The following is a 24,336-nucleotide window of genomic DNA, read 5'->3' as shown; positions in this document are numbered from 1 at the left end:
CTGGGTATGATCAACGTACTTGAGCACTACGGTGCACTGGACGCGGCTCGTAAACTGCTGACACCTCTGCTTCGCCCTCTGATGGGTATTCCGGGTAACTCAGGCTTGGCACTGATCGCGTCTTTGCAAAGTACCGATGCTGGCGCAGCGATGACACGTCAGCTGAAAGATGAAGGGCATCTCACTAAGCGCGAAACCGATGTGTTCACCATGTTCCAGTTTACGGCGGGTGCGGCGATCGTTAACTTTTTCTCTTCAGGTGCGGTTTTGTTCACTCTAACCGCGATGGATGGCTCTTTAGCGGTGACATCGTCAATTGGTTTGGCTGTCGCTGTGATGTTCATCTTTAAATTTGTCGGCGCGAACCTGTTCCGCATTTACCTCAATATAACTGAAGGCAAAGAAGACAAACCAAAATCAGACAAAGAACAAAAACTGGAAGAGGAAGTAGCATAATGAGCGAAGTTAAAGCAAAGAAACCAATGGTTACTGATATTTTCGTTGAAGGTGCTAAGAAAGGCTGGGTTATTGCAACTACCTCTACGGTACCAAATGTTCTGATGGCGTTTGTGATCATCAAGGCATTGCAGATTACGGGTGCGCTGGATTTGATGGGCAGTGTATTTGCTCCAATCATGGCGGTATTTGGTTTACCTGGCGAGGCGGCAGCAGTATTGATCGGTGCGTGGATGTCGATGGGTGGTGCAGTGGGCGTGGTTATCACGCTGTTTGACCAAGGTATTCTGAACGGCAACCATATCGCTATCTTGGCGCCAGCTATCTACTTGATGGGCTCTCAGGTGCAATATATGGGCCGTATTATGGGGCCAATTGGTACTGAAGGTCGCTACATCCCGGTGATGATCGCGATTTCGGTATTGAATGCGTTTGGTGCAATGTTCTTGATGAACATTATTTTGTAACGTGACTTTGAACGGTTAGCTGCGAATAGCTTTTAGACGTTACAAAAAAGGAAACCCCGTTTGGCTTTCACCAAACGGGGTCTATTCTTTTCGTAGCCATCCTGCTACTGCGCGTTACTTATCTTTCAATAGGTAACTGGTGCTCCCTGCATCGTTCCTTGACGTGGCTAAATCCTTTAACCTATCCAATTCATCGCCGTCCTAGCGGTGTCCTTGCAAACTCATCATCCTGATAAGCGACTCTATCCTAGAGTATAACTTCCTTGCTGATAACTCATCCTAAGTCATCAAATCTTCATCCTGAAGATACCTAATCCGTTAGGCTTTTTCCTGTTCCTGCCAACTCCCTGTCGACATGTGTATTAAACACTGCAGAGGCTTTACTCACAATCCACCTCAAGAAATAAATGTACCCACTGAGCGAAAGAAATATGCGTGGATTCATACAAAACAAGGGCTTGGGTTTGTATTTTACGAATTTTCTGCGAAGCTTGATTGTGATCTCTTACGTTCGGTGTGAGAGATCTCTTACAAGTGCTCGGGCGCGATTTTCATTTTATCTCGGCGGGTGTTGTCGAACAGATAACAAAGAACACTGAGTAAACACAAAATAATAGGGAAATATGATGGTTACAGCACTTTACGCAGCCTTGCTGACGGTCGTAATGATTTGGTTAGCAATAGAGGTGATCAAGCAAAGGCGAATCAATCTTGTTGCTCATGCTGATGGCGGTGTTGAGTCGTTACAGATAGCACGTTCGGCACAAAGTAACGCGATGGATTACATCCCAATCACCGTGATTTTGATGGGATTGTTAGAGATGAATGGTGCCGGTGTGTGGCTGATTCATGTCATTGGTGTAGCGTTTATTCTGGGGCGAGTGATTCATGCGAAAGGGATCTTAGCGAAGAACTTCAAAGGTCGAAAAGTGGGGATGGTGTTAACGCTTATCTGCATGATCTCTTTGATTGTCCTAAACTTAGCTTACCTACCTTTTGATAAAATGTTCTAGGGAGCATTATGGCGTTGCGCCTTCCACCTGCTTGGGCGATTGTCCTCGCAGGCTTGATACTCAACATCATGGCGATTGTCATGTCGAGCTTGGTGCTCGATAAAATTGAAGCTGAGAAAGCGGAATACAACGATCGCAAATTCGGCAATGTGTACTCAATACAGCTTGCTTGGAATACGATTGAAACCCTAGAGCGTAAGCGTGAAGCGATTCTGATTCACCTTGATAAACCAGAAACGGGGCAGCCTACCACTGTTCTTGATGAAGCACTGCGTGGGCAACTTAGGCGTTGGGTGAGTAGCGAAATGCCAAATATCTCTTTGTCTAACTTGCCGAAACTGATGATGCTGATAAACAGTGCTCAAGAGTCGCAACGAACTCGAATCGATGACTACTATTTGGATAACCTGACCTTGGTTGAGTTAATCCAAAGGCTTGATGAGAAAATGGCTTTCTATAAGAACATAGCCCTGTTTCTTCAAGTATTTGGCTTGGCGCTTATCTTAGCGCGCGATCTCGCTAGAAGACCTTAGTCTTTAACTTTATTTCCTCTATTTACTTGTCTACTTTACCGTTAGCGAGACTCACTTGGCAGGTTAGGATGCTGCTGGCCTTGGTACTTTGGTAACTGTTCTTTTAGTCCCTTAAACGTGCTCAGTGCACTGCCTATCGATAACTTGTTCATCAACCAATTCGGTAGGATGCCACCTGCGTTCGCATAAGCGGTGTAGGTGATGTAGGTATTGCCATTAGTCAGCGGTTGCAGCGTCCAAAGTGCATCCACATCGTAGATTCGAATGTACCCTGACTCTTTCGCTAAATAGTTCGACGCATCCTTTATCGATAAGACAAACTGCCCATCCTCGATGCTGTATTTTGAGTAGGTCACCATGTCTCGATCTCTAGCAGGCCATGGCGCTTTGAATTGGGTATAGACGATATTTTCATCCTCAGATATCTGCATCAAGACACGACTTTCCGACACGTTATCTATCCAGTTTTGCACGTTCTCGCTGTCTTCAAGCAACAACAGAAAACCGGAATAAGTGGTGGGCGTTTGCATTTGCGCTCGTATTTCGACCAAGCCTTCGCTGTGTGGCCTTTTATCAATCATGATGCCATCTTCACTTTTGACGAACTGCCATGGGTTGGCATAAGTCAGTGTCGGTAGGGCGCAGAGGCCAAGTACCAAAATCCTAGGTAATGTCATTATTCTTCCATAAAAAGAAAAGCTTATCTGCTAAGAGTATAGAATAGAAATGGACTTAGTAGGTGTTGCCAATCGCTTTGGGTTGACCTCTTTGGGGAAAATCCCAATGAAAACGGAAGCGTTCGGTCGCTTCCGTTTTTATTAATGGGCAATGGATAAAAGTTAAAGTTACTAGGCTAAAATTTGTAGACTAAAGCTTATAGGCTTCTACGGTTTTGATCGTCGTCCAGTTACTGTTGGCGTCTTGGATGAACTCTTGCGTATCTTCCAACCAACGTTTTTGAACCGATTTGTCTAAGTTCAGATACAGCTTTCCATCTTCGACTTTCCATGCGTTAGGGTCGGTCTCAAATTTCTTACCCATAGCCACACCAAAGGCACAATAGCCACCGTATTGAGGCGCATAAGCTTCAGGATTGGCGCGGAACTGATCTCGGTTGTCACTGTTTGCGAACTGATAAATAGCGTTCTTATAAGTAGCCGTGAATTCTGATGAACCTTGAACGGCACCAGCATCAGTAAAGTAAGCGACAGGGTCATAGCCTTTGATCGCGAGGTCATTGCTGTCGACACTCATATCAAGGTCGGCTGCCATGATGGAAAAGCTCGCACCGAGTAACGCGGCCATTAGAGTGATTTTTTGACTGGTGGATTTCAAATGTGACATATCAAGTTCCTTGTCAGTATTAGTTAACTTGTATGAAATAAATTAGCCGACTGCTCCGGTCTATAGAGGGACAAAAGAACTAAAAAGTAAGCGAATCGTTCGGAGGATGCATGGATCTGCTGTCACAACTAATGGAACATTTCTCGATACGTACTGGTGTTTTCTATTCTGGGAACTTGTGTGGGGTATCGTCATTTAATGCGCAACAAGGCAAAGAAGGGCATCTTCATGTATTGAGTGCCGGTGAGTTGACTCTGTCGAGTTCTAATACGGGGCACAGGAAGCTATCCCAACCTTGTATCGTCTACTTACCTAATAGCACACCACATGCGATTGAAGGGGTTGGAGACGGTGCAGAAGTTGTGTGTGCGAGCGTGGAATATCGCTCAGGGCAAATGAATCCGTTGTTGTCTGCACTTCCTGACGTGATTGTGATTCCGTTTGAAGACGCACCTAACCTAATGCCGGTGATTGAGGTGCTGTTTCGAGAATCGAACCAAGAGTCATCAGGTCAGCAGTACTTAATGGATAAGTTGAGTGACGCGCTAATGGCTTTGATTTTCCGCCATCTCATTGAACAACAGCAAATCGATAAAGGTGTATTTTCTGCGCTTGCTCATCCGCGGCTTGCTCCGGTCGTTACTGCGATTCATCTAATGCCTGCTCGCCACTTTTCGATTGAGCAAATGGCTTCATTGGCAGCGATGTCTCGAACTCAGTTTATAGAAGCGTTCAAGCGTGAAGTCGGTGAAACCCCAGGTGATTATGTACAAAAGTGGCGGGTGTCTGTTGCTCAGTCGTTGCTGCTACAAAATAAGCCGATCAATTGGGTGGCGGATGAAGTGGGGTACAACAGCTATTCTGGCTTCTCTCGCGCTTTTCAGCATGTTACGGGAATGTCGCCGCGTTTGTGGCTAAAGCAAAATGTGTCGTGAATCGCTGGGCAACCCTAGCTGAAATGTGGCTATTAGCATCAGGCTGGTCTATGTTTTAGCGGAAATTGAGCGTAGTTTGTTCAATTCTCAACTGACGGTGTAAAAAGGTGGACTTTATAAGCGCGTTGTAACATCCTGCCCGTCCTATTTTATCAGACATCAATGAGACGAAGTGCCTGCTGAACATTATTCAGCCTCCCGTATCTCATTAAAGCATTAAGGAGTTCCACTTGAACCTATTTGTAAGAGACCTTACCGTTATCGATTCTTCATACATCTGTGAACACAGAGGGGTCGTAGGAGATAGTTGGATTTTAGATGTCACCATGTCTGGTGAACTGAATGAAATGAGCATGGTGCTGGATTTTAGCAAGGTCAAAAAGCAGATCAAACAGCTTGTCGATCAGCACGTTGACCACCGCCTACTGCTGCCAATGCAAAACGCTGCAATTGTGCATCAAGCAAGCAAAGCCGGTTACTCTAAGGTTGATGTATTGCGTGGTGACAAGAGCCTACACCTGCACTGCCCTGATGAAGCATATTGCTTGATTGATGCAGAAGCGATCACCATCGAGAGTGTGACCGCACACGTTTATCATATTCTTCGCGATAACCTCCCAAGTAACGTCACAGGGTTAGAGATCACTCTTCGTCATGAGAACATTAATGGCGCGTTCTACCACTACACCCATGGTTTAAAAAAGCATGATGGCAACTGTCAACGCATCGCGCATGGTCACCGTTCTCCAGTAGAAATCGTGGTCGATGGTCAGCGTGACGAGCAACGCGAACAAGCATTTGCTCAGCGTTGGGAAGACATTTACTTAGGTTCTAAAGAAGACCAAGTTTCTGTTTCATCACTTAACCTGAGTGAACACGCGCAAAGTGTTAATGATGAAAGTCACTATGGTTTTTGCTACACCGCGCCACAAGGCGAATTTGAACTAGCGATTGCTAAGAGTGAGACGGAAATTTTGCCGACCGATACCACGGTGGAATTACTTGCGGGATATATTGCGGATCAAGTTGAACCGAGCCTAGCAGAGAACCAATCACTACAAATCGTCGCTTATGAAGGTGTTGGCAAGGGCGCAATGGCGTTCCGATAACACCTCACGAGTGAGATAATCTCAGCTCCAACATGATGAAATAAAGGCAAGATATTAAGTTATCTTGCCTTTATTTTTTGTTGCTTTTTAAAACTGATTTAGCGGATGGTTTTAGGTACAAACACTAACGCAGTAGCACGCGTCGTAATGGTGTTTTTTCGATCCCAACAACCAACCCGAAGCTCAATAATACGGTGCCAAAAAATACCGTAACGTCTTTTGCCAATTCCGTAATGCCCAAGACTCCGCAAACATTGAACAGCACGATAATGATCAGCAGATGGCAAACGTAGATACCTAGCATGCGATTCGAAATAGCACGAACCCACGCGTAATCACCGATGTTTGGATTAGCTAGAAGCCACATAAACACGCCCATTCCCCATAACGCTGTACCAAATAAGAAATCATTCATGTTGAATGCGATGTCAAAGGTGGTGAGCCATGCCGCCTCAGCAAAGTGAATCAACATGCCTAACGCTAATAGCCCCAACGCTTTAGTTGATGACACTTTCCATTGATTCTGACGAATAAGGAAACCTAAGGTCACCATTAACGTGCTAAAGAACGGGCCGTTACGAGTAAAGAAAGGCGCGCTCAGATCGGTCAAGCTCGCGTAGCTGCCCGCTAAAACACCATAAACGTAAAGTACAATCGCCGTTGGTAATAGCAGTTTGTCGAGTTTCATTTCGACCATTAGAGCGATGATCAAAACGGCACATACCAGAGCAGGAATAAACCATAAATGAACCAATCCACCCTCTAAGAAAGAGTTAAGCGGCGTGTTCATTAAGAAACCCCAATAGCCTTGGCGCTCACCTAGGTAGCCAAACTCTTCTACCTTCGCGAGGTCGAATGGCATCACTAAGCAAATGATGCTCCAAACCAACCAAACCTTGAGGAGTGGTTTAGAGTAGTTGACCACGGTTGCCCAAAGCGATGCCGTGAGCTTAGGTTGAATCAGATACCCTGAGATAAGGAAGAAAAGAGGTACGGCGAAGCGAGCGGTTTGGTTAAGCACATAACCAATCCAAGGCACTTCATCGATTTGCCAGTAAGTAAGTGCCATTTGGCCATGTAAGCCAATGATCGCCAAGATAGCAATCACTCGACCCAACTCAATACTGGCGATGCGTTGTGAAGGCGTATGTTGAACGGAAGACATATCAGATCTCTAAGAAAATTTTCGTAGAATCTAACAGACTTTTTATTGAACCAGTTAGCGCTAAATCAAGGGTTGCGAGCTTTGTTTTAAGGCTTGTATTGATTCTTTGAAGCCTGTCGCAGCTATATTAAATCCATTGCAGTAAGTACGAAAATGCCAAGCGTGCAAGTGATAAGTGAAACGACGGTGGTGAGTGCGATAATGTTGGCTGCCAATGTTGAATTCCCGCCCATTGCACGTGCCATAACATAGCTCGCAGCAGCTGTGGGCGCGGCGCTCATCAAGAAGATAAGACCAAGATCTAATCCTCCAAAACCGAAGAACAGAGCAGCTAGCGTGATCAGCAGCGGAGCCAAAACCAGTTTGTATCCGGTAGAGAACCAAGTCGGGCCCTTATCTTTTTTCAGAGAGCGTATATCAAGCGACCCTCCCGTGCACAAAAGGGCTAACGGTAAGGTCATGTTAGCGAAATATTGCCCTGCATCAGTCACCATTTTCGGTACAGGAATCGACAGTAAGTAGAACAATACACCTAAGCCGATCGAGATAATAAGAGGGTTTTTGGTGAGTGTTTTAACGATGACTTGAATGGCTTTGTCACCCGACTCTTGGCCCTTTGGAGTGAGCGCGATAACAGCCTGAATATTATAGAGAACCGTCAAGGAGGCGACATACAGAGCAGCGAGTGCGACACCATCGTTGCCGTATATATTGGCAACATAAGCAAGCCCGATAATAGCAGTGTTGGCACGAAAGCCACCTTGCACTATCACACCTTGGTCTTGAGGCTTTTTAAAAGCCATTTTAGTGCTGACAGTGGTGAACACGAAGAAGGCAAGGTTGGCTAATAAGCCAAAGATGACGAGCTTTCCACTGGCGGCAAAATCGTGGTTAGACTGAACAATGCTGAGAAATAGCATTGCGGGTAGAGTGACTTGAAACACCACCTTGGATGCGACATCAATGAAGTTGTCATTGATTAAGCCAATTCGCTTGAGCATCACACCAAGAAACAGCATTAAACAGATAGGGCCTGTTACTGACGCCGAAAACGCAAACTGTTCCCAAAGTGAGTTCATTCTTTTTCCTTTGTTAGTCGATTTCAATTTCCTTTGAATACTGTCGCATTTTTCCACAGTTCTTTGATAAGACAAAATGAATACCAAGGGTTAAGTAAAAAATCTTGAAAAAAAGAACGAACGTGCTAAAAATAACGTATCAGATTTATTATTGGTGAATAATGAGCAAGGGAAAGATAACCAAAGAGTATATTTTGAGCCATGCATTCGCACTTGCGAGTGAGAACGGGCTTGAGAGTTTGACCATTGGCGAGTTAGCCAAGCAGTGTGGCATGTCCAAAAGTGGCTTGTTTGCACACTTCAACTCTAAAGAGAACCTCCAGCTCTCTGTACTCGAATATTCCAACGCCATATTCACTGAAAGAGTCATCATTCCCGCAAGAGAACTGGGAGATGGTGATATTGAAGCGAAATTGAAACAGCTGCTCGACAATTGGCTGGGCTGGAACCATTCATTCCAAGGCAGTTGCATGTTTATTGATGCATGGAAAGATGCGGGCAGTGAAACGTCTGTGATTCAGAAAGCACTGCAGAAAACCATTTCAGTGTGGATTGATTACTTGACGATTCAGGTAGCAAAAGCGGTTGAAAGCAAACAATTCAGAGCCGATTTAGACCCGAAACAGGCAACCTTCGAGTTGTACGGTCTTTATTTAAGTGCGAACTTGTTCTACTCATTACGAGGCCAACAAGCCAGCCACACGCATTTTTGGAGTGGTGTCGAGCGCTTGGTAGCCAGTTGGAAAGCGGTTTAATACATACAGCAGGTTAACTCGCAAATCATGTGAGTCTTGTTGAAGTAAGGTTTACAACAAAATTTTAGAGAAGTGGTGTTAAGCGATGATAAATCGCAGTAGCGCCATTTTTTATATCAACAAATAGCACGGTCGTTCGATTTTTAGGGCCGAGCTCGATCCGCCAATGATGATGGCGATACAAGGAACGGTCATGAGTGACAAAATCTACTTTAATACATCGAACAAATTCAGCTTCAAGCGCAGCTTAATTGGCGCAACAACCAATCTGCATTATATCTTAGCGCCGAGCCATGCGAAGAAAACGGCACGTAAGCTGCTGCTCACTCCAATGCGTACCGAGCAAAAAAATGCTGATCCCCAAGGGCTGATCAAGAGTGAAATTGAAGGTCGTGATGGCGTTTTAAAAACCTATTCTTTAGGTACCGGGCCTGTTTGGGTGCTGACTCATGGTTGGTCTGGCACCGCGAGTCAGTTCTTCCCGTTGATGGAACACATCGCCACCAAAGGTTTTACAGCTCTGGCTTATGATCACCCTGCTCATGGTGGCAGTGATGGTGTACATGGTCATATTCCTGCGTTTGTGAACGGCCTTGAAGCGATTCTCGATTCGGTGGGTGAGGTAGCAGGTTTGGTCGGTCACAGTATGGGCACGGCTTCTGCGTTGGAATGTAAGCACGTTAAATTGGAAAGCAAGCCATTATTGCTGATTGCACCTGTACTGGATTATCTAGAAAACCTATTTGGCAGCGTCGCGCGTTCTGGTTACTCAATGAAACTGTTTGAGGCGGTAGTCGGAGAAGTCGAAGAGCAGTTTAACTACCCAATTCAGTCTGTTGATCCCTATGGAAAGCTAGCGCTTCGAGAGTCTCAGACGATCATCGTTCATGATGAGCAAGACAAGTTTACTAAGTTTGATGTGTCTCAGCGTGCTGCTAATGAAATGGGTCGCGTTACTTTAATTGCGACTCAAGGACAGGGCCACGGGCGAGTAATGAAGTGCCCACAAGTATTTGAGAGCTTTGATAACTTGATTGGTTAACTTTAACTAATCAAGCCAGTAGAACGCAGGTTAAGAAAACAAACACTAAAAAGGCCAACCAGACATTATCTGGTTGGCCTTTGTTTTAGGGATTTAGTTAATGCTTAGTTGGTGTTTAGCTCAACCCTATTTTTAGTTAACAGCTTGCAGGACCAATCTCTTTCCACACGCCCCATTGGCCTGTCGTTGTTGGATCTTCACCGGTTGTCCACCATTTCGCTTCCCAAATCTTACCGCCTTGAGTTACTTGGTCGCCGCCAGTGTAGACCGCACTTGAATCCCAAGCGTTAGTACATGTACCGCCGCCAGTGGTTTTCTTAAGAACGTTCACTGAAGTAGCCGCGACTGATGTATCTGTACCATCACTCACTGTCACAGAGAAGTTTAGTACCGTGTCTTGCGTGTATTCCGCCGCGACAAAGCTCACTGAAGAACCTTGAACCGTAGCATTAATACCAGCAGGCACATCCCACGTGAAGGTCAATGTATCTTGGTCAGCATCGCTCGAAGCCGAAGCATCAACCACGACTACGTCACCCGCATTGACTTCAGCTGGAGCTGAAACAATTGCAACTGGTGCTGTGTTGACTGGGCCTGTGTCTTTAGGGTTTACCGTTACAACAACCGTATCTGTTGACGTTGCACCTTCGTTGTCTGTTACGATTAGGCTGAATGTTAGAGTCTCTTGTTGTGCGACTTCAACCACATCGAAACTCGCAACAGCCGCATTCGCGTTGGCCAAAGTTACGGCTGTTCCGCTTACTTGTGACCAAGCGTAGCTAGCAATCGTGCCGTCGCTGTCTTTTGAAGCACTGCCATCCAGAGAAACAGAAGCTGGGCCTTCAACCGATTGGTCTGCACCTGCAGCTGCCGTAGGTTTGCGGTTGACAGGATCTGTCGTACCGCCCGCAAGACCTTCATGCATAGCATTCAGGATGTCGCCGTTGTCAGCATCAATTTCCCAAGAGAATAGACCCGCAAGGCCAAGACTACGAACGTACGCACCTTTTGCTTTCACTGAGCGGTCATCGTCAAATGTAATCAACTTTCCTGAAGTTCGGTTCCAAACGTAAGGTGCTTCTGCCATTTCGTCGTAACCATATTCAAAGCCGTTGATTCCTTGGTTGTTTGCACCAAGCATGTTCGCTTTAATGCCTTTGTAATCGATAACGCCATCTTCCCATACACCCTGAGCAGAGCTTCCGGTCAGTTTGCCATTACCCACGCCTGTCATTGGATCGCTTGGATCTGAAAGTGATGATGGTAATACGCCTTCCCAACCACGACCATACATCGCTGTACCAACCACAAGTTTGTTCGCTGGAACACCTTGCTCAAGCAGCAATTGGATGCCGTTGTCTGTGGTGTAAGCAGGGCCAGTGTACTGTTCGCCATTTTCATCAAGGCCTGTGCCATCACATTGACCAGGGCGCATGAAGTTACCGCAGTTTAGTGCTGTTTGGTGACCTAACACGTTGTTCCAACCGCCGTAGAAGTCGTAAGTCATTGCGAAGATGTAATCCATGTATTGGATAGCATCGCCGTAGTCCACGTCTTCAATCTTATCGTGACCAACACCGATCGCTGATGTTAGCTCGTAAGTACGGCCGTTCTCGGCTTCTAGCTCATCTAACATCACGCGCAGCTCTGCCATCAATGCAATGTAAGCTGGGCCATCATTTACAGGGTCGCCAAGGTCTGGCGCCGCACCGCCTCCACCAGGGAATTCCCAATCGATATCTACACCGTCGTAGAATTTCCATGTGTTGAGGAATTTCTTAACCGATGCAACGAAGGTGTCACGGTTGGCTTTGGTTGTGAAATCAAAGAACGGGTCAGACAGCGTCCAGCCACCAATCGATGGGATGATCTTTAAATCAGGATTACGCTGTTTGAGCGCCATCATCATTGCGTAGTTACCCTTGATCGGTGAGCTGTATTCGTGTCCTGCTTGAGGGAAACTCTTTTGGAATGCCGCCCACGGATCATGAATCACCACTTCGTAATCGTTAACACCCTGACAAGCTGTCATGAGTGCGTTGTAGCTGTTACCGCCTACTGATTTAACTGATTCGTTCGGACCACAAATTGGGATGAAGCCATAAAGGATATGGGTCAAGTTGTCAGCGGGTAGGTTATCAACGGTGTAATCACGACCGTAAATACCCCACTCAACAAAGTAAGTACCGACTACCGTGTTTGGATCTGTGTTGTATGACTTGTTGTTCGGATCCACATTCATCGCAAGTGGCGCTAAGTGTGAGCCATCGGTATCAGCGATCGTGATTTGAGCAGGTGCGCTCTTGCTACAACCTGTTTCATCACACGCTTCGATTTCCATCTCAAATAAGCCGCCTTGGCCGTATTCGAAAGAAGCTGTAGTTTGGCTGCCAGTGATTGGGCCGGTGGCCACTTTAACGCCATCAAAGTAGATGTTGTACGTGTTTCCTGACGTTCCGCTCCATTGGTTGAACTTAACGTCGACCTTTGCTTTATCGTGATATTTCACCATCTGGTTGTAGCCAGAGGTGGTTTCCATCGCGAGTTCAATTTTAGAAAATTGCAGGTTGTTGGAACCGTACATGTCGATGCTAGGTGCTGTTGGAGCAGCTAATGCTGTACCAGATAGCGCTAGAGCAATGCTTGCAGCACAGGTATTTATACGAATCATACTATTTCTCTCATTCCTTGAAGATTACGAGAACCAATTGGCCCCATAAACGGCTCCAATCAGTTTTGAAGGAGCTTCCCAGTCAGTATTCGAGAGAGTTTTAATTTCATAACTGAAAATAAATCCGTTTTCGATGGACAACTAAAAAATTGTATCTTGTTACAATTCTGTTGCTTAATGAATGAGAGGCTGAGTCCATGTTTTATAAAATAAAACATCCTTCAGTAGGAAAATCTCACAAGTGAAAATTCACGACATGAAGTTATGAAAAGGTGCGACAAACTATAAGAAAATACTGTGAATTGAAGCGAAATCACAAAGTGAAGTATGTTGAGCGGGCGTGTTCGATCGACGAGTAAACTTGAGGGCGAATGCTGTTCTGAGTATGGAGAAGCGAGGGTTATCTTTTGAATTGCTCAGCTAAGGAAGCGCGTCGTTGTTGCATGACACTATGGGTATCACCAGTCGCAGTATCTTCGTAGCCTTCTTTAATAAATTGCTGAGATGGTACGCTTGGCTCTAATCGCTTTAAGCGAGGCGAATCGTAAGTACCACTGATGGTGTAAACGGTGGTTCCAGAGCCAGTGTTGATCGTGACGATCTTCCCGTCAAAATCGAATGAGGTAGTGATAAGACGATGATTCATCATCACACCGTTTTCTGAAAGTGTCAGGATGTCGGTGTTGTAAGGTGGCGCCGCAATCTCTATCCATGTGCCATAGACGTTGCTTGGGCTGACAGATTGCTGGTGGGCTTGGTAAGCAAAATAGCCGGCGGTGAGGGCAACCATAAAGCCAGCTAATAGGAAGCCGTAGAGTAACGATTTGGCAAATAGATCTCTGCTTTTAGTCGGCTTTTTTGCCATTATCTCTTCATTTTTCGACTGATATTGTTTTAGATTCTATTAACTAAAATCTTAGTTTGCAAAAATTGTTCTAAGAGTTAGAAGCAGGATCGAATGTTCAAATAAATTTGGTTGCGTTAGTGGTTTTTAGCCTTGCTCCTCAGTATTTACGTTATCAATGAAAGCGAATTCCAGAAATGCTTAAGCTATGCGTATTTATTTCTTGTAGGAAAGTCTCGAATTGGTTAAAACAATTATCACCTAAATTTACGCATAGGCTTACTCAGTGAGCTCAATAATTGCAATTTGAAGATAACAAGGAAGTACAATGATTAAAGAAAACACATACTTTGAAGGTGGCGTTAAGTCGTTAGCGTTTAACCAGTCTGGTGCTGATGTGAGTGTTGGTGTAATGGCAACTGGTGAGTACACGTTTGGTACTGCGGCTCCAGAAAAGATGACCGTTGTTAAAGGTGCTTTGATTGTAAAGCGTGTTGGCGATGATGATTGGACGACATACCAATCTGGTGAGTCTTTTGACGTTGCGGGTGATTCATCATTCGACCTACAGGTAAAAGAAGCGACGGCTTACCTGTGTGAGTACTTGTAATCAGATCTAAATTTGTTCAACCAGGGCATCGTTTGTCTCTGATTGAATAGAAAAAACCACGCTCTAGGAGCGTGGTTAAATAAGTGATAGTAACCGGCAGTGGATAGTGTCACTTGTTTTTGTAGTCATCAAATGGATGACCAAATCGTTGTTCGTTACAAAATCTCTTCAATCTTCAATCTTCAAAGCTCAAAGCTCAAAGCTCAAAGCTCAAAGCTCAAAGCCAAGATATCAGTAAGTATCAAACACACCGTTGTTGTAGTCTTGAATTGTCTGTTCAATCTCTTCCATCGAGTTCATGACAAACGGACCATAGTGCACAACGGGTTCATTAATCGGTTCACCAGAAAAAATCAGTACCCCTGAATCTTCTAAGCTACCCAAAGACAGCAAGTCAGCTTTGGTGAGCAGGGCAAGTTGACCTTGGTTGATCACTTTGTCGCTGATCTTAATACTGCCTCGATACACGTAAGTCATGGCATTGTGATTAACATTAGTCCCTAACGTGATTTTTTGCCCATAATAAGAGCGCCAATCCGCAACGCTTAACGGCACACCTGTTTTCTGTAATGGGCCTTGCGCTCGTAAAGCTTCTGAATCCTTGTCAGTTTGGTTGTGCAGTTCAAACCCTCCGGCAATCACTCTTAACAAACCACTTTTTTCACTTTGATGCTCCGCGATGCTTTCACTTTGGAAATCGTGATACTGCGCTGGCTGCATTTTGTGTGTCGCAGGTTGGTTTATCCAAATCTGAAAACCATGCAGCGCACCTTCTTCTATCATTGGCATTTCACTGTGAATGACACCACGACCTGCGGCCATCCATTGAGCGCCACCGCTGCGCAGCTCTCCAACATTTCCCATGTGGTCTTTGTGTTGGAAGTGACCTTGGAGCATGTAAGTGAGAGTTTCTATCCCACGGTGAGGATGTGGAGGAAAGCCGCCAACATAGTCTTTGCTTTCATCCGATTTTAGTTCATCAATCATCAAAAATGGAGAGAAGCGCGCGTTATTAAAACCCGCGAGTCGTTGGATTTTGACGCCGTCACCATCTGAGGTGGCATGTGCTGCAATCACATGATCTACTGCTCTTACATTCGTCATTTTGAAAACCTCATAAACTTGAATGGCTGTAGTTTATGTAATTTGAATTAAAAAGAAGATGGCACAGCGTTGAGTGACTTATTCGAAAATCTTGAACAGGTAACAATATGAAATTATGTCTATACTCAATAGAGAGTATATTGCCAAGGAGGCCGCTATGGCAGTTCAGCAAAAACATGGCGAAAGGCATAGTCGGATGGGTTTTGATAACGACTTTACAACGGAGCAAAGTCAGCGCTTTACAGAGGTTGCAAACAGCGCAGTTAAACGCCGCGTGAAAAAACGTGAGATAGAAGCGCCGTTTATTAAGTCAGCTAAGCAAGCCGCTTTTAAAACCGTGGTGAGGCGACCTAAAGGGAATAACCCAAACCGAACACGTCAAGTCATATGGATTATTATGATCGGGTTAGTGAGCCTTTGGCTTATGTACTTTGCAGGTTAGCAGCGCCGCTCCGTTATAGGAATAGCTAGCGTTGACGCGCTTTTAATAGCGTAACATTGTTCCCTTCGCTCTTCGCTTCAAAGCAATCTTCAAGTTCAGATGAATCCGGTGCTGAGCTAACAAGGCTCGTTGGTAGTTCTTCTATCAAAGTCGATACTGGGTTGTCGTGGTAATAAGCGTAGCGGTTTTTTCCTGAATGCTTAGCAACATACATCGCTTTATCAGCACATCTCGTCAGCTCATGTAATTCTTGGGCATCTTGCGGGTATAAAGCAACCCCAACACTTAATGTCAATTCCTTGATTCTCTCGTTTGTTTGGCAGCCGCTTTCGAACAGCCCGCAAATCCTATCTAGAATGCCGTCTAGATCTTTACGTGTAGGGATATCGTAGAGCATCAGAACAAACTCGTCTCCAGCAAAGCGCGCGATGGAATAATCGTATTCATGGCTTTTTCTGTCTCTGGTTCGAATGTTGTTGCTCAAGCGATTGGCAAAATGCTGTAAGACACTGTCTCCCACATCGTGCCCGTAGCTGTCGTTAATGCCTTTAAAGTCATCTATATCCAAAAAGACCAGTGCCGTAAGTGACCGCTCACTATCCACTGTTGCTAGTTTTTCTGTCGCCCAACGTTCAAAGCTCCAACGGTTTGCCAAGCCAGTTAGCTGATCTCTGTAGGCGAGATCTTCAATGCCTTCTTTATACAGGCGTTGGATATAACTGACGGCTTTTGTGTAGTAATAAGCGGATGTGTGGCACACCAAGCTCATGGTAAATAAGCTAAGGACAAATCTGTGTGTGCTGTTAAATGGCAAAGAAAAGTTGCCAGGCATTGCTGTGATCAAGGTGCTGATGAACAGGCAAAACGAGGTGCTGAAGATAATGCCAATTCGGAAATCATTAATGAAAATGACCGCGGCCAGAATTGGGTAGAGCCAAAGTATGCGATCGGGGATGGCGTGACTGTACAAGAATAGGATGACGCCCTGCACTAGAAGAACACCACTCAGAATCAATTCGGAATACTCAGGATTGATGACTTTTCTTACATATAAAGCGTTAGAGATGGCAATGATCGCGAAGCACAATTCGAATATTGACAGCGTGTAATGTTGGCCTTGGAAGTAGGTCCAAGTATAGAAAATGAATAACGCAGCGGCAGTCAGTGAAAATGAGTGGACAATTTTTTGCTTGCGGGTGGATCGTATGTCCGCCATTTCTTCTAGGTGTCTGCCGACGAGCCTTTTCATGTGATTTGTGCCAAAGTTTTTGATAATGGTGTTAATAGTAGATTAAATAATAGTCATTGCGGAGTGTTAGTCGTCTTTTTAGTGTGACTACTATCAAGGTTTCATATTAAATCGATATGACTCATAACAATTGTTGATGAGTATCACTAAAGGCGCAGGGTTTTCTGATAACGAGCGAGGTTCTTGGAGCGATTTGAATATTATCTACTTGCTTTCCAGTAAGTTACTCCACATAGTTTGTAAACCACCAAAATTAAGAAAGGCTCACTATGTTAATTACCTTTAGTTGTAAAGCTCATGCTAGCGTCACGATGTTTGGTGAAGTTGGCCTTCAGTTCATCAAGATGCTTGGACATAGTGGCGCGATCCCAGGAGCGATTGATGCTTCAGAGGTTCCTCAAGCTCTGGATAATCTACGTGCTGCTATTGCAGCAGAGCAGAGCAAGCCCGTAGAGCAAGAAAATACTGATGACGACAATGAAGAAGAGGTGGTTGAAGCGCCTGTTAATATCGGTAGCCGAGCGTTCCCACTGGTTGAATTATTAAAGGCCGCCATCAAGGATGAATGCGAAGTGATGTGGGAAGACGGCAGCGGTAAACGACTGTAGTTCGATTCGCACGAAACGTAACAAGCCTATTGAATCTATTTTAATAAGAATGGATGTTGAACCAGTATCGGACACACCATGGAGTTTGATGGTGATGAACCGATACTGGTGTTTTTTTAGTGAAGTAATCCACTTGTTTCTGTTTGTTTGCAAGGTTCGTCCGCCTTGAAATGAGTGACTTTTGTTATCGTAATATCAATCCATAACAGACCGTAAACAAAGTGATGCTGTTCACGCTTTCTTGATTCCCAATTCTGAACTAAGAATTTTTCCTAGTTATTCTAAGACCCTCTCTCATGCGGTCGATTTTTAGACTCCTTATTATTTCCCTATCAAATAACAAACAATGCATGGTCGCAATTATGCCGTGCAGACCTCATAAATAATAAGAGAGTTCACAATGTTAAAGTTCCTAGATCAGGTTCGAAAACCGACGCTGGATCTTCCGGTCGAAACTAGAAGAAAAATGTGGTTTAAACCATTCCTACAATCTTACCTCGTCGTGTTCATTGGTTATCTAACCATGTATTTGATCCGTAAGAACTTCAATGTCGCGCAAAACGACATGATTTCTACTTATGGATTATCGATGACGGATCTAGGTCTTATCGGTCTGGGTTTCTCTATCACTTACGGTATCGGTAAAACTGTCGTTTCCTATTATGCCGATGGTAAAAACACCAAGCAGTTCCTGCCATTTATGCTTGTCCTTTCTGGTATCGCTATGTTGGGCTTCAGCTTCAGTATGGGCGGTGGCAGTGCTAGCTTATTCTTGATGGTTGCCTTCTATGCGTTGAGTGGTTTCTTCCAAAGTACGGGCGGTCCTTCAAGCTACTCGACCATCACTAAATGGACGCCTCGTAACAAGCGTGGTTCTTACTTAGGCCTTTGGAATATGTCGCATAACGTGGGTGGCGCAGGTGCGGCTGGTGTTGCTCTGTTCGGCGCTAACTACCTATTTGATGGCAACGTGATCGGTATGTTTGTGTTCCCATCAATCATTGCGATTGTGGTTGGCTTTATTGGTATGCGCTTTGGTAATGACTCTCCAGAAGCCTATGGTCTAGGTACGGTTGAAGAGTTGTTTGATGAAGAAGTCAGCGAAGAAGATACGGCTGCTGAAGAAAATCAAATGACTAAGAAAGAGATCTTTGTTGAATACATCCTGAAAAACAAAGTGATCTGGTTGCTCTGCTTCGCGAATATCTTCTTATACATTGTTCGTATCGGTATCGATCAATGGTCTACCGTTTATGCGTATCAAGAGCTAGGTCTATCAAAAGAAACCGCGATTTCAGGCTTCACTCTGTTTGAGGTTGGTGCACTGGTCGGTACGTTAATGTGGGGTTATCTGTCAGACCTTGCGAACGGACGTCGTGCTTTGGTTGCTTGTGTGTCACTTGGCCTGATCATCGTTTCTCTAGAGTTCTACCAGCATGCGACCAGTGAGTTCATGTACCTAGCATCACTGTTTGTACTTGGTTTCCTTGTGTTTGGTCCTCAGTTGCTGATTGGTGTTGCTGCAGTAGGTTTCGTACCTAAGAAAGCAATCAGCGTTGCGGATGGCGTTAAAGGTACATTTGCTTACTTAATTGGTGACAGCTTTGCCAAACTTGGCCTAGGTATGATTGCAGACGGCACACCTATTTTTGGCTTAACGGGTTGGAAAGGCACGTTCGCAGCGCTTGATACGTCAGCTGCTATTTGTATCGTACTGCTGCTATTCGTTGCGGTTGCGGAAGAGAAGAAGATTCGCCACGCTAAGAAAATACACTTAGCGTCTCAAAACGCGTAGCGAGTCTCACGTGCTTTATTGGTTTAAAGCACGTGAGATGATACCAATCGTTAGTTCGATTCAGTATCATCTCTATTAATAAACTTAATTTTAGATAGCTCCTTTTGGGGCTATTTTTCTTTCTTACTCTTAATTTTGGTTAATATCATGATTAATGTTGCGCTTGTTGATGACCACGTCATTGTTCGTTCGGGCTTTGCTCAATTACTCAGTCTTGAAGCTGATATTACGGTCGTGGGGGAATTCAACTCTGCGGCAGAAGCGCGCCTCGGATTGCCAAGTTGTCACCCTGATGTCGTGATCTTAGATATATCAATGCAAGACGAAAGTGGCCTGAGCTTATTGGAAGAGATTCCTTCTGGCATTGCCAGCATCATGTTGAGCGTTCATGACTCTCCGGCGATGGTTGAGAAGTCATTAGAGTTAGGAGCCAAAGGTTATCTCAGCAAGCGCTGTAGCCCTGATGAGTTAATCCAAGCCGTACACACGAGCGCAAATGGTGGCTGTTATCTCACGCCCGATATCGCTATAAAGCTTGCGACGCCCATGAAGAATAAAGCCTCTTTAAATCAACTCACCCGCAGAGAAAGCGAAGTGTGCCAGTTATTGGCAACAGGGCTCGATGTGAAATCTATCGCTGTTGAGCTCGGGGTTAGCCATAAAACGGTGCATGTACATCGAGCCAATGCGATGGACAAACTCAATGTTAAGAACAACGTCGAGTTAGCTAAATTGTTCACACAAGACCAGTACTAATGCGTTCCTATCTAGCCACCTCCCTGTGTGGGCTTTTTATGGCTGGCTGTGCATGGTTCTGTTTATGGGTTATCGCCTTCTATTTCATTAATGACCCTGAGTTAGCCATTCTGCTTTTCCCATTCTCACTTCGATTGGGAATGACGCTGCACACTCGCACCCACTATTGGCCCGCTATCTATATTGCAGAGTGGGGGCTTGCGATTGCTTTAGCTCTGCTACTTGATGAACCTCAATGGCTGACGATACTCATCGCCAGTGGGTTGAGTATTCCTGCCACTCTAATTGCCAAGCGTTATTATTCTGGTGACCAAAATCGTCACTTGTTAGTGATGGCGAGCTTAATCATGGTCACAGCATTTATTAATGTTGCCGTGGTGGGCTCTCATGTACCAGCCGTTTACATGGTGTGGTTAGCGAGTATCACGGGTGGATTGATGCTGGTGCCTATGTGTTATCTGGTCTGGAACTATCTATTCCAAAATAAGTGGGCGCCGCTGAGCTCTTACTTAATCCATAATGTTGTAGAGTTCAAAATCCGCCACATCGCTTTATACAGCGTCTTGTTGGTCGCCAGTATTTTGATACAAACCAGTTTGCCTGATGAACTAAGGCGCTTCGCCCCGTTCTGTATGGCCATCCCTATTATCTTGCTCGCCGTTCGTTACGGATGGCAAGGCGCTCTGCTTGCAACAATGCTAAATAGTGTCGCGTTGATTGCAGCCCACAGCGGAACATCCAAACTCGAAATTACCGATTTGCTTTTGTCTCTATCTGCTCAAACCATCACCGGTATACTGCTTGGTTTAGCGGTTCAAAAGCAGAAAGACCTCAACTCGAAATTGCGAAGTGAACTTTCCAGAAATCAAAACCTTTCACGACAGCTAGTAACAGCGGAAGAGTCGGTTCGTCGTGATATTGCGCGTGAGTTGCATGATGAAATCGGCCAAAACATCACGGCAATTCGTACTCAGGCAAGCCTTATTAAACGCGTCGATGCCGCTGAAATGAGCGTTCGCTGTGCGGGTACCATTGAGTCATTGTCTTTGAATGTTTATGACACCACCAAACGTCTACTTACAAAATTAAGACCTAAGATGCTGGACGATCTTGACCTAAAAGATTCCGTGGAACAGCTTATTCGAGAGATGGAGTTTTCGGATCACGGCGTTGATATCCAGTTAAATTGGCAAGGTGATTACTCGTGTTTGAGTGACACGCTTAAGGTCACTATCTTCAGGCTGTGCCAAGAATCTCTAAACAACGCCTCTAAATACGCCAAGGCGAGCGAGATTAAAATTGAACTGATTTTAGGTGACCAGGCTTACCTTCAGATATCAGATAATGGCGTTGGTTTTACAGCGCAAGATCTTCTCAAGGGAATGGGTGTTCGTGGTATGCAAGAGCGTGTTCAGGCGCTCGGCGGCAAGATGACAATCAACGCTAATGGCTCATCTTCGGGTACCAATATCAGCGTTACATTACCTAAAGTGTGAGAACGAATATGTTTGGATTTCTGCGCTCAACAACGTCAAAGAGTCATGCTCTAACAGATGATGAAGTCAATCAGAGTTATCGCTACTGGCGTCTTCACATCATGATAGGTATGTATGTCGGCTATGCTGGTTTTTACTTCACTCGTAAAACCTTTAATTACGCCGCGCCTGCCATGATCACCGACCTTGGTTTGGACAAAGGCGATATTGGCTTAATTGGCACGCTCTTTTATCTTTCTTATGGCTTGTCGAAATTTATCTCAGGCACGATATCGGATCGTTCAAACCCGCGCTACTTTATGGGTCTTGGCCTAATCGCGACTGGTCTGATAAACATCGCGTTTGGCTTTTCGAGTTCGTTAGCGGCTTTTATCTCGCTATGGGTACTGAATGCATGGTTCCAAGGTTGGGGCTGGCCATCGTGTTCCAAGTTATTGACGACTTGGTATTCTCGCTCCGAAAGAGGTTTTCGCTGGGCAATCTGGAATACAGCACACAACGTTGGCGGGGCGCTAATTCCTATTCTTGTGGGTTATCTGACGCTGCAGTTCAGTTGGCGAGCTGGGTTTATCTGGCCGGGTGTGATTGGCGTTTTTATTGGACTTATTGTCTGCTGGCGTTTACGTGACAAGCCGACCCCATGGGATTGCCGACGGTAGGGAAGTGGCGCAATGATCACCTGGAATTGGCGCAAGAGAGCCATGGGCAAGGGTTAAGCTATCGAGAAATATTGAAAACCTATGTGTTCAGCAATAAGTACATTTGGTTGCTCGCCTTTAGCTATGTGCTGGTTTACATCGTAAGAACGGCGGTCAACGACTGGGGTAACTTATACCTAACCGAAGAACACAATTACAGTTTGATAAACGCTAACGCTGCGTTGTCTCTGTTTGAGATTGGCGGTTTCGTTGGTTCACTTGTTGCTGGGTGGGGCTCGGATAGGCTGTTTGGTGGCAACCGCGGTCCAATGAACATCTTGTTTGCCATCGGCATATTTCTTTCAGTTTCTGCATTGTGGTTGATGCCTTTAACCAACTTTGTGTTTCAAGCGGCTGGGCTGTTTTGTGTCGGCTTTTTTGTTTTTGGTCCTCAAATGCTTATTGGCATGGCGGCGGCAGAATGCTCGCACAAAGGCTCTGCTGGGGCCGCGACAGGCTTTGTGGGCTTGTTTGCTTACATGGGTGCAGCACTCTCTGGTTACCCATTAGCGCTCGTTCTAGAAACTTATGGTTGGAGTGGGTTCTTCATTACCATCTCTACTTGTGCTGCGGTCATCGGGTTGCTGCTACTGCCTTTCCTACAAGCTCAATCACCTCAGAAAAGTGCAGAGGTTCGCTCTGGCTTTTAAGGAGCCTTCTCGATAACAAGATAGCTGTTAATGGTCCTCTGGTTATTGTGCAGCTATCCTATCTTCAGCATTTTTTATACGTAGCATTCAAATGTGACTCTTTTCACGCTTTTCATCGTTCTCACCCGTTTCTAAGAATTTTTCCTATTGCGTCTAAGACCTCATCTCATGTGGGTTCTAGCTGCTCTCTGTAGTCTTTCTAATTATTTACCTTATTAGAAATCAGCTCTCTGAATTGTGTTCAAAGGGCTCACTACGGAAAACGCCATGTCACTCAGCCACTTCTCAGAACACTCATTTTTCCCAATGGAAAACACCATCCAGAATTATGCATGGGGGAGCATCTCTTCGATACGTGAACTGTTTGGTTTTAAGAATGAGTCACAAGAGCCACAAGCGGAAGTTTGGATGGGAGCGCATCCGAAAGGTTGCTCAATGGTCAAACTGGACCAACATTTGGTGCCTCTCTCTGAGCTGATTAACAAGAATAAACCGGCCTATTTATCAAACGATATTGCGCAGGAGTTTGGTGAACTGCCGTTCTTGTTTAAGATCTTAGCGGCAGAAAAGGCACTATCGGTTCAGGTCCATCCAAATAAGCACCAAGCTGAGGTTGGCTTTGCGAGAGAAGAGCAAGCAAGAATCCCCCTAAACGCAGGGAACCGTAATTACAAGGATTCGAACCATAAGCCTGAATTGGTTTACGCGATCACTGAATATCAAGCGATGAATGGCTTTCGAGAGTTCGATGAAATATTAGGTTTGTTCAAAAAGTTAGATTCGAGCGAGCTGGCTGGTTTGGTCGATGAGTTTGGTAACAATCTTGATTCTCTAGGTTTAGAAACGTTTTTCCGTGACCTTTTAACTCTAGATTACCAACATAAACACCGAGCATTAGAGCAACTTCTGACTTATGCAGTCGCTCACCAAGATCAATCTGAGTTTGCTTTGGTTGTTGAGCTTAGCCATCAGTACCCGAACGACATCGGTCTGTTTTGTGTTCTGTTGCTGAACTTGATTACATTGAAGCCGGGTGAAGCGATGTATTTGAATGCGAACACTCCGCATGCTTACATTAAGGGAACCGGGCTCGAGATCATGGCAAATTCAGACAACGTGCTAAGAGCTGGTTTAACGCCAAAACACATTGATGTCCCTGAATTGGTCGCCTGCACAGAGTTTACGCCAATTCCGTTTAAACACTTGTTATTGGCGCCCTCCAAGCTGGGTCAATGTGATAGCTATGATATCCCGGTCAGTGACTTTAATTTCAATATCTTTCATAGCCCCAAGCAAGAAGAAGTCATCACAAGCGGCGCTGAAATCTTAATGGCGATAGACGATGATTTAACGTTAATGAGTCAGAAAGGCGAGCACTTAACACTCACCAAAGGGCAATCGGTGTTTGTTCCTGCTTATATTGGTCACTACGAATTGAGCAGCAAAGGACGAGTGGCAAGAGCGTTTAATTAAGGGAGTAGTCAGCTGGAAATGCTATCAAGTTTTGTGAATGGA

General features: G+C 45.1%; 23 protein-coding genes and 1 pseudogene. 16 read left to right on the top strand and 8 right to left on the bottom strand.

What is annotated here, in order from left to right; all coding sequences use genetic code 11:
* The 4 genes from A142_RS22420 to A142_RS22405 form a co-directional block, all read left to right on the top strand.
* On the top strand, window positions 1-456 hold a 456-nt coding region (locus A142_RS22420), incomplete at its 5' end, for a nucleoside recognition domain-containing protein (protein ID WP_277815633.1).
* Window positions 456-923, top strand: a complete 468-nt coding sequence (locus A142_RS22415) for a YjiG family protein (RefSeq protein WP_004737023.1) — start codon at window positions 456-458, stop codon at window positions 921-923. The genes A142_RS22420 and A142_RS22415, both read left to right, overlap by 1 nt.
* 626 nt (window positions 924-1,549) lie before the next feature.
* Complete coding sequence (locus tag A142_RS22410) at window positions 1,550-1,936, top strand: MAPEG family protein (protein ID WP_004732742.1); 387 nt, start codon at window positions 1,550-1,552, stop codon at window positions 1,934-1,936.
* Window positions 1,937-1,944: 8 nt separating this feature from the next.
* On the top strand, window positions 1,945-2,469 hold the full coding sequence (locus A142_RS22405; protein ID WP_019820193.1) for a hypothetical protein: 525 nt from the start codon (window positions 1,945-1,947) through the stop codon (window positions 2,467-2,469).
* 41 nt (window positions 2,470-2,510) lie between these two features.
* On the opposite strand, the gene A142_RS22400 is transcribed toward A142_RS22405, so the two are convergent.
* The gene (locus tag A142_RS22400; RefSeq protein WP_019820192.1) at window positions 2,511-3,146 is read right to left on the bottom strand and encodes an START domain-containing protein; all 636 of its coding nucleotides are present in this window, start codon (window positions 3,144-3,146) and stop codon (window positions 2,511-2,513) included.
* Between the two features lie 190 nt (window positions 3,147-3,336).
* Complete coding sequence (locus A142_RS22395) at window positions 3,337-3,813, bottom strand: YHS domain-containing (seleno)protein (RefSeq protein WP_019820189.1); 477 nt, start codon at window positions 3,811-3,813, stop codon at window positions 3,337-3,339.
* A gap of 110 nt (window positions 3,814-3,923) precedes the next feature.
* Between A142_RS22395 and A142_RS22390 the strand changes: the two genes are divergently transcribed.
* Complete coding sequence (locus A142_RS22390; protein WP_019820187.1) at window positions 3,924-4,748, top strand: AraC family transcriptional regulator; 825 nt, start codon at window positions 3,924-3,926, stop codon at window positions 4,746-4,748.
* Window positions 4,749-4,978: 230 nt separating this feature from the next.
* Window positions 4,979-5,857, top strand: a complete 879-nt coding sequence (locus tag A142_RS22385) for a 6-pyruvoyl trahydropterin synthase family protein (protein ID WP_019820186.1) — start codon at window positions 4,979-4,981, stop codon at window positions 5,855-5,857.
* A gap of 124 nt (window positions 5,858-5,981) precedes the next feature.
* Here the strand turns inward: A142_RS22385 and A142_RS22380 are convergent, their stop codons facing one another.
* Complete coding sequence (locus A142_RS22380) at window positions 5,982-7,022, bottom strand: acyltransferase (protein WP_019820184.1); 1,041 nt, start codon at window positions 7,020-7,022, stop codon at window positions 5,982-5,984.
* A 122-nt stretch (window positions 7,023-7,144) separates the two neighbouring features.
* Window positions 7,145-8,101, bottom strand: coding sequence for an AEC family transporter (locus tag A142_RS22375; protein WP_019820182.1), 957 nt, complete (start codon window positions 8,099-8,101; stop codon window positions 7,145-7,147).
* A gap of 161 nt (window positions 8,102-8,262) precedes the next feature.
* Between A142_RS22375 and A142_RS22370 the strand changes: the two genes are divergently transcribed.
* Window positions 8,263-8,856 (top strand): TetR/AcrR family transcriptional regulator, encoded by a 594-nt coding sequence (locus tag A142_RS22370; protein WP_004732750.1) that lies wholly within the window; start codon window positions 8,263-8,265, stop codon window positions 8,854-8,856.
* A 193-nt stretch (window positions 8,857-9,049) separates the two neighbouring features.
* On the top strand, window positions 9,050-9,898 hold the full coding sequence (locus A142_RS22365) for an alpha/beta fold hydrolase (protein WP_029405278.1): 849 nt from the start codon (window positions 9,050-9,052) through the stop codon (window positions 9,896-9,898).
* A 136-nt stretch (window positions 9,899-10,034) separates the two neighbouring features.
* On the opposite strand, the gene A142_RS22360 is transcribed toward A142_RS22365, so the two are convergent.
* Together A142_RS22360 and A142_RS22355 are read right to left on the bottom strand one after the other, a co-directional pair.
* On the bottom strand, window positions 10,035-12,569 hold the full coding sequence (locus tag A142_RS22360) for a glycosyl hydrolase family 18 protein (protein WP_019820178.1): 2,535 nt from the start codon (window positions 12,567-12,569) through the stop codon (window positions 10,035-10,037).
* Window positions 12,570-12,969: 400 nt separating this feature from the next.
* Window positions 12,970-13,434, bottom strand: a complete 465-nt coding sequence (locus A142_RS22355) for a DUF2850 domain-containing protein (RefSeq protein ID WP_019820176.1) — start codon at window positions 13,432-13,434, stop codon at window positions 12,970-12,972.
* A gap of 307 nt (window positions 13,435-13,741) precedes the next feature.
* Here A142_RS22355 and A142_RS22350 point away from each other — a divergent pair, with 307 nt between their 5' ends.
* On the top strand, window positions 13,742-14,023 hold the full coding sequence (locus A142_RS22350; RefSeq protein WP_019820174.1) for a pyrimidine/purine nucleoside phosphorylase: 282 nt from the start codon (window positions 13,742-13,744) through the stop codon (window positions 14,021-14,023).
* A 231-nt stretch (window positions 14,024-14,254) separates the two neighbouring features.
* Here the strand turns inward: A142_RS22350 and A142_RS22345 are convergent, their stop codons facing one another.
* Window positions 14,255-15,127: a pirin family protein gene (locus A142_RS22345; RefSeq protein ID WP_019820172.1), complete on the bottom strand. Its 873-nt coding sequence runs from the start codon at window positions 15,125-15,127 to the stop codon at window positions 14,255-14,257.
* Between the two features lie 157 nt (window positions 15,128-15,284).
* Here A142_RS22345 and A142_RS22340 point away from each other — a divergent pair, with 157 nt between their 5' ends.
* The gene (locus A142_RS22340; protein ID WP_019820171.1) at window positions 15,285-15,569 is read left to right on the top strand and encodes a hypothetical protein; all 285 of its coding nucleotides are present in this window, start codon (window positions 15,285-15,287) and stop codon (window positions 15,567-15,569) included.
* A gap of 25 nt (window positions 15,570-15,594) precedes the next feature.
* Here the strand turns inward: A142_RS22340 and A142_RS22335 are convergent, their stop codons facing one another.
* The gene (locus A142_RS22335) at window positions 15,595-16,785 is read right to left on the bottom strand and encodes a GGDEF domain-containing protein (protein ID WP_050546510.1); all 1,191 of its coding nucleotides are present in this window, start codon (window positions 16,783-16,785) and stop codon (window positions 15,595-15,597) included.
* 302 nt (window positions 16,786-17,087) lie between these two features.
* Between A142_RS22335 and A142_RS22330 the strand changes: the two genes are divergently transcribed.
* The 6 genes and pseudogenes from A142_RS22330 (at window position 17,088) to manA (ending at window position 24,294) form a co-directional block, all read left to right on the top strand.
* Window positions 17,088-17,426: a DUF1840 domain-containing protein gene (locus A142_RS22330; RefSeq protein WP_019820169.1), complete on the top strand. Its 339-nt coding sequence runs from the start codon at window positions 17,088-17,090 to the stop codon at window positions 17,424-17,426.
* A 400-nt stretch (window positions 17,427-17,826) separates the two neighbouring features.
* A complete protein-coding gene (uhpT, locus tag A142_RS22325; protein WP_017061544.1) occupies window positions 17,827-19,221 on the top strand; it encodes a hexose-6-phosphate:phosphate antiporter in 1,395 nt (464 codons plus the stop codon).
* 147 nt (window positions 19,222-19,368) lie between these two features.
* Window positions 19,369-19,977, top strand: a complete 609-nt coding sequence (gene uhpA / locus A142_RS22320) for a transcriptional regulator UhpA (RefSeq protein WP_017061545.1) — start codon at window positions 19,369-19,371, stop codon at window positions 19,975-19,977.
* Window positions 19,977-21,473, top strand: coding sequence for a signal transduction histidine-protein kinase/phosphatase UhpB (uhpB, locus tag A142_RS22315; protein ID WP_032545281.1), 1,497 nt, complete (start codon window positions 19,977-19,979; stop codon window positions 21,471-21,473). The genes uhpA and uhpB overlap by 1 nt, the downstream gene beginning before the upstream one ends.
* Window positions 21,474-21,481: 8 nt before the next feature.
* A pseudogene (locus A142_RS22310) lies at window positions 21,482-22,821 on the top strand (MFS transporter).
* 267 nt (window positions 22,822-23,088) lie between these two features.
* Window positions 23,089-24,294, top strand: a complete 1,206-nt coding sequence (gene manA / locus A142_RS22305) for a mannose-6-phosphate isomerase, class I (RefSeq protein WP_019820167.1) — start codon at window positions 23,089-23,091, stop codon at window positions 24,292-24,294.
* Window positions 24,295-24,336 lie beyond the last annotated feature (42 nt).

The sequence above is a fragment of the Vibrio splendidus 12E03 genome (assembly GCF_000272105.2).
Lineage (GTDB): Bacteria > Pseudomonadota > Gammaproteobacteria > Enterobacterales > Vibrionaceae > Vibrio > Vibrio splendidus_I.
Note: the sequence above shows the minus strand (reverse complement) of the source record. Positions and strands in the feature narration are given on the sequence as shown.

Excerpts from the sequence above, each read along its gene's own strand:
- A142_RS22375 (WP_019820182.1), bottom strand. The coding sequence starts at position 8,101 with ATGAACTCACTTTGGGAACAGTTTGCGTTTTCGGCGTCAGTAACAGGC.
- A142_RS22415 (WP_004737023.1), top strand. The coding sequence starts at position 456 with ATGAGCGAAGTTAAAGCAAAGAAACCAATGGTTACTGATATTTTCGTT.
- A142_RS22400 (WP_019820192.1), bottom strand. The coding sequence starts at position 3,146 with ATGACATTACCTAGGATTTTGGTACTTGGCCTCTGCGCCCTACCGACA.
- uhpA (WP_017061545.1), top strand. The coding sequence starts at position 19,369 with ATGATTAATGTTGCGCTTGTTGATGACCACGTCATTGTTCGTTCGGGC.
- manA (WP_019820167.1), top strand. The coding sequence starts at position 23,089 with ATGTCACTCAGCCACTTCTCAGAACACTCATTTTTCCCAATGGAAAAC.
- A142_RS22355 (WP_019820176.1), bottom strand. The coding sequence starts at position 13,434 with ATGGCAAAAAAGCCGACTAAAAGCAGAGATCTATTTGCCAAATCGTTA.
- A142_RS22390 (WP_019820187.1), top strand. The coding sequence starts at position 3,924 with ATGGATCTGCTGTCACAACTAATGGAACATTTCTCGATACGTACTGGT.
- uhpT (WP_017061544.1), top strand. The coding sequence starts at position 17,827 with ATGTTAAAGTTCCTAGATCAGGTTCGAAAACCGACGCTGGATCTTCCG.
- A142_RS22380 (WP_019820184.1), bottom strand. The coding sequence starts at position 7,022 with ATGTCTTCCGTTCAACATACGCCTTCACAACGCATCGCCAGTATTGAG.
- A142_RS22340 (WP_019820171.1), top strand. The coding sequence starts at position 15,285 with ATGGCAGTTCAGCAAAAACATGGCGAAAGGCATAGTCGGATGGGTTTT.
- A142_RS22410 (WP_004732742.1), top strand. The coding sequence starts at position 1,550 with ATGGTTACAGCACTTTACGCAGCCTTGCTGACGGTCGTAATGATTTGG.
- A142_RS22405 (WP_019820193.1), top strand. The coding sequence starts at position 1,945 with ATGGCGTTGCGCCTTCCACCTGCTTGGGCGATTGTCCTCGCAGGCTTG.
- A142_RS22345 (WP_019820172.1), bottom strand. The coding sequence starts at position 15,127 with ATGACGAATGTAAGAGCAGTAGATCATGTGATTGCAGCACATGCCACC.
- A142_RS22350 (WP_019820174.1), top strand. The coding sequence starts at position 13,742 with ATGATTAAAGAAAACACATACTTTGAAGGTGGCGTTAAGTCGTTAGCG.
- A142_RS22365 (WP_029405278.1), top strand. The coding sequence starts at position 9,050 with ATGAGTGACAAAATCTACTTTAATACATCGAACAAATTCAGCTTCAAG.
- uhpB (WP_032545281.1), top strand. The coding sequence starts at position 19,977 with ATGCGTTCCTATCTAGCCACCTCCCTGTGTGGGCTTTTTATGGCTGGC.
- A142_RS22330 (WP_019820169.1), top strand. The coding sequence starts at position 17,088 with ATGTTAATTACCTTTAGTTGTAAAGCTCATGCTAGCGTCACGATGTTT.
- A142_RS22395 (WP_019820189.1), bottom strand. The coding sequence starts at position 3,813 with ATGTCACATTTGAAATCCACCAGTCAAAAAATCACTCTAATGGCCGCG.
- A142_RS22335 (WP_050546510.1), bottom strand. The coding sequence starts at position 16,785 with ATGGCGGACATACGATCCACCCGCAAGCAAAAAATTGTCCACTCATTT.
- A142_RS22360 (WP_019820178.1), bottom strand. The coding sequence starts at position 12,569 with ATGATTCGTATAAATACCTGTGCTGCAAGCATTGCTCTAGCGCTATCT.
- A142_RS22370 (WP_004732750.1), top strand. The coding sequence starts at position 8,263 with ATGAGCAAGGGAAAGATAACCAAAGAGTATATTTTGAGCCATGCATTC.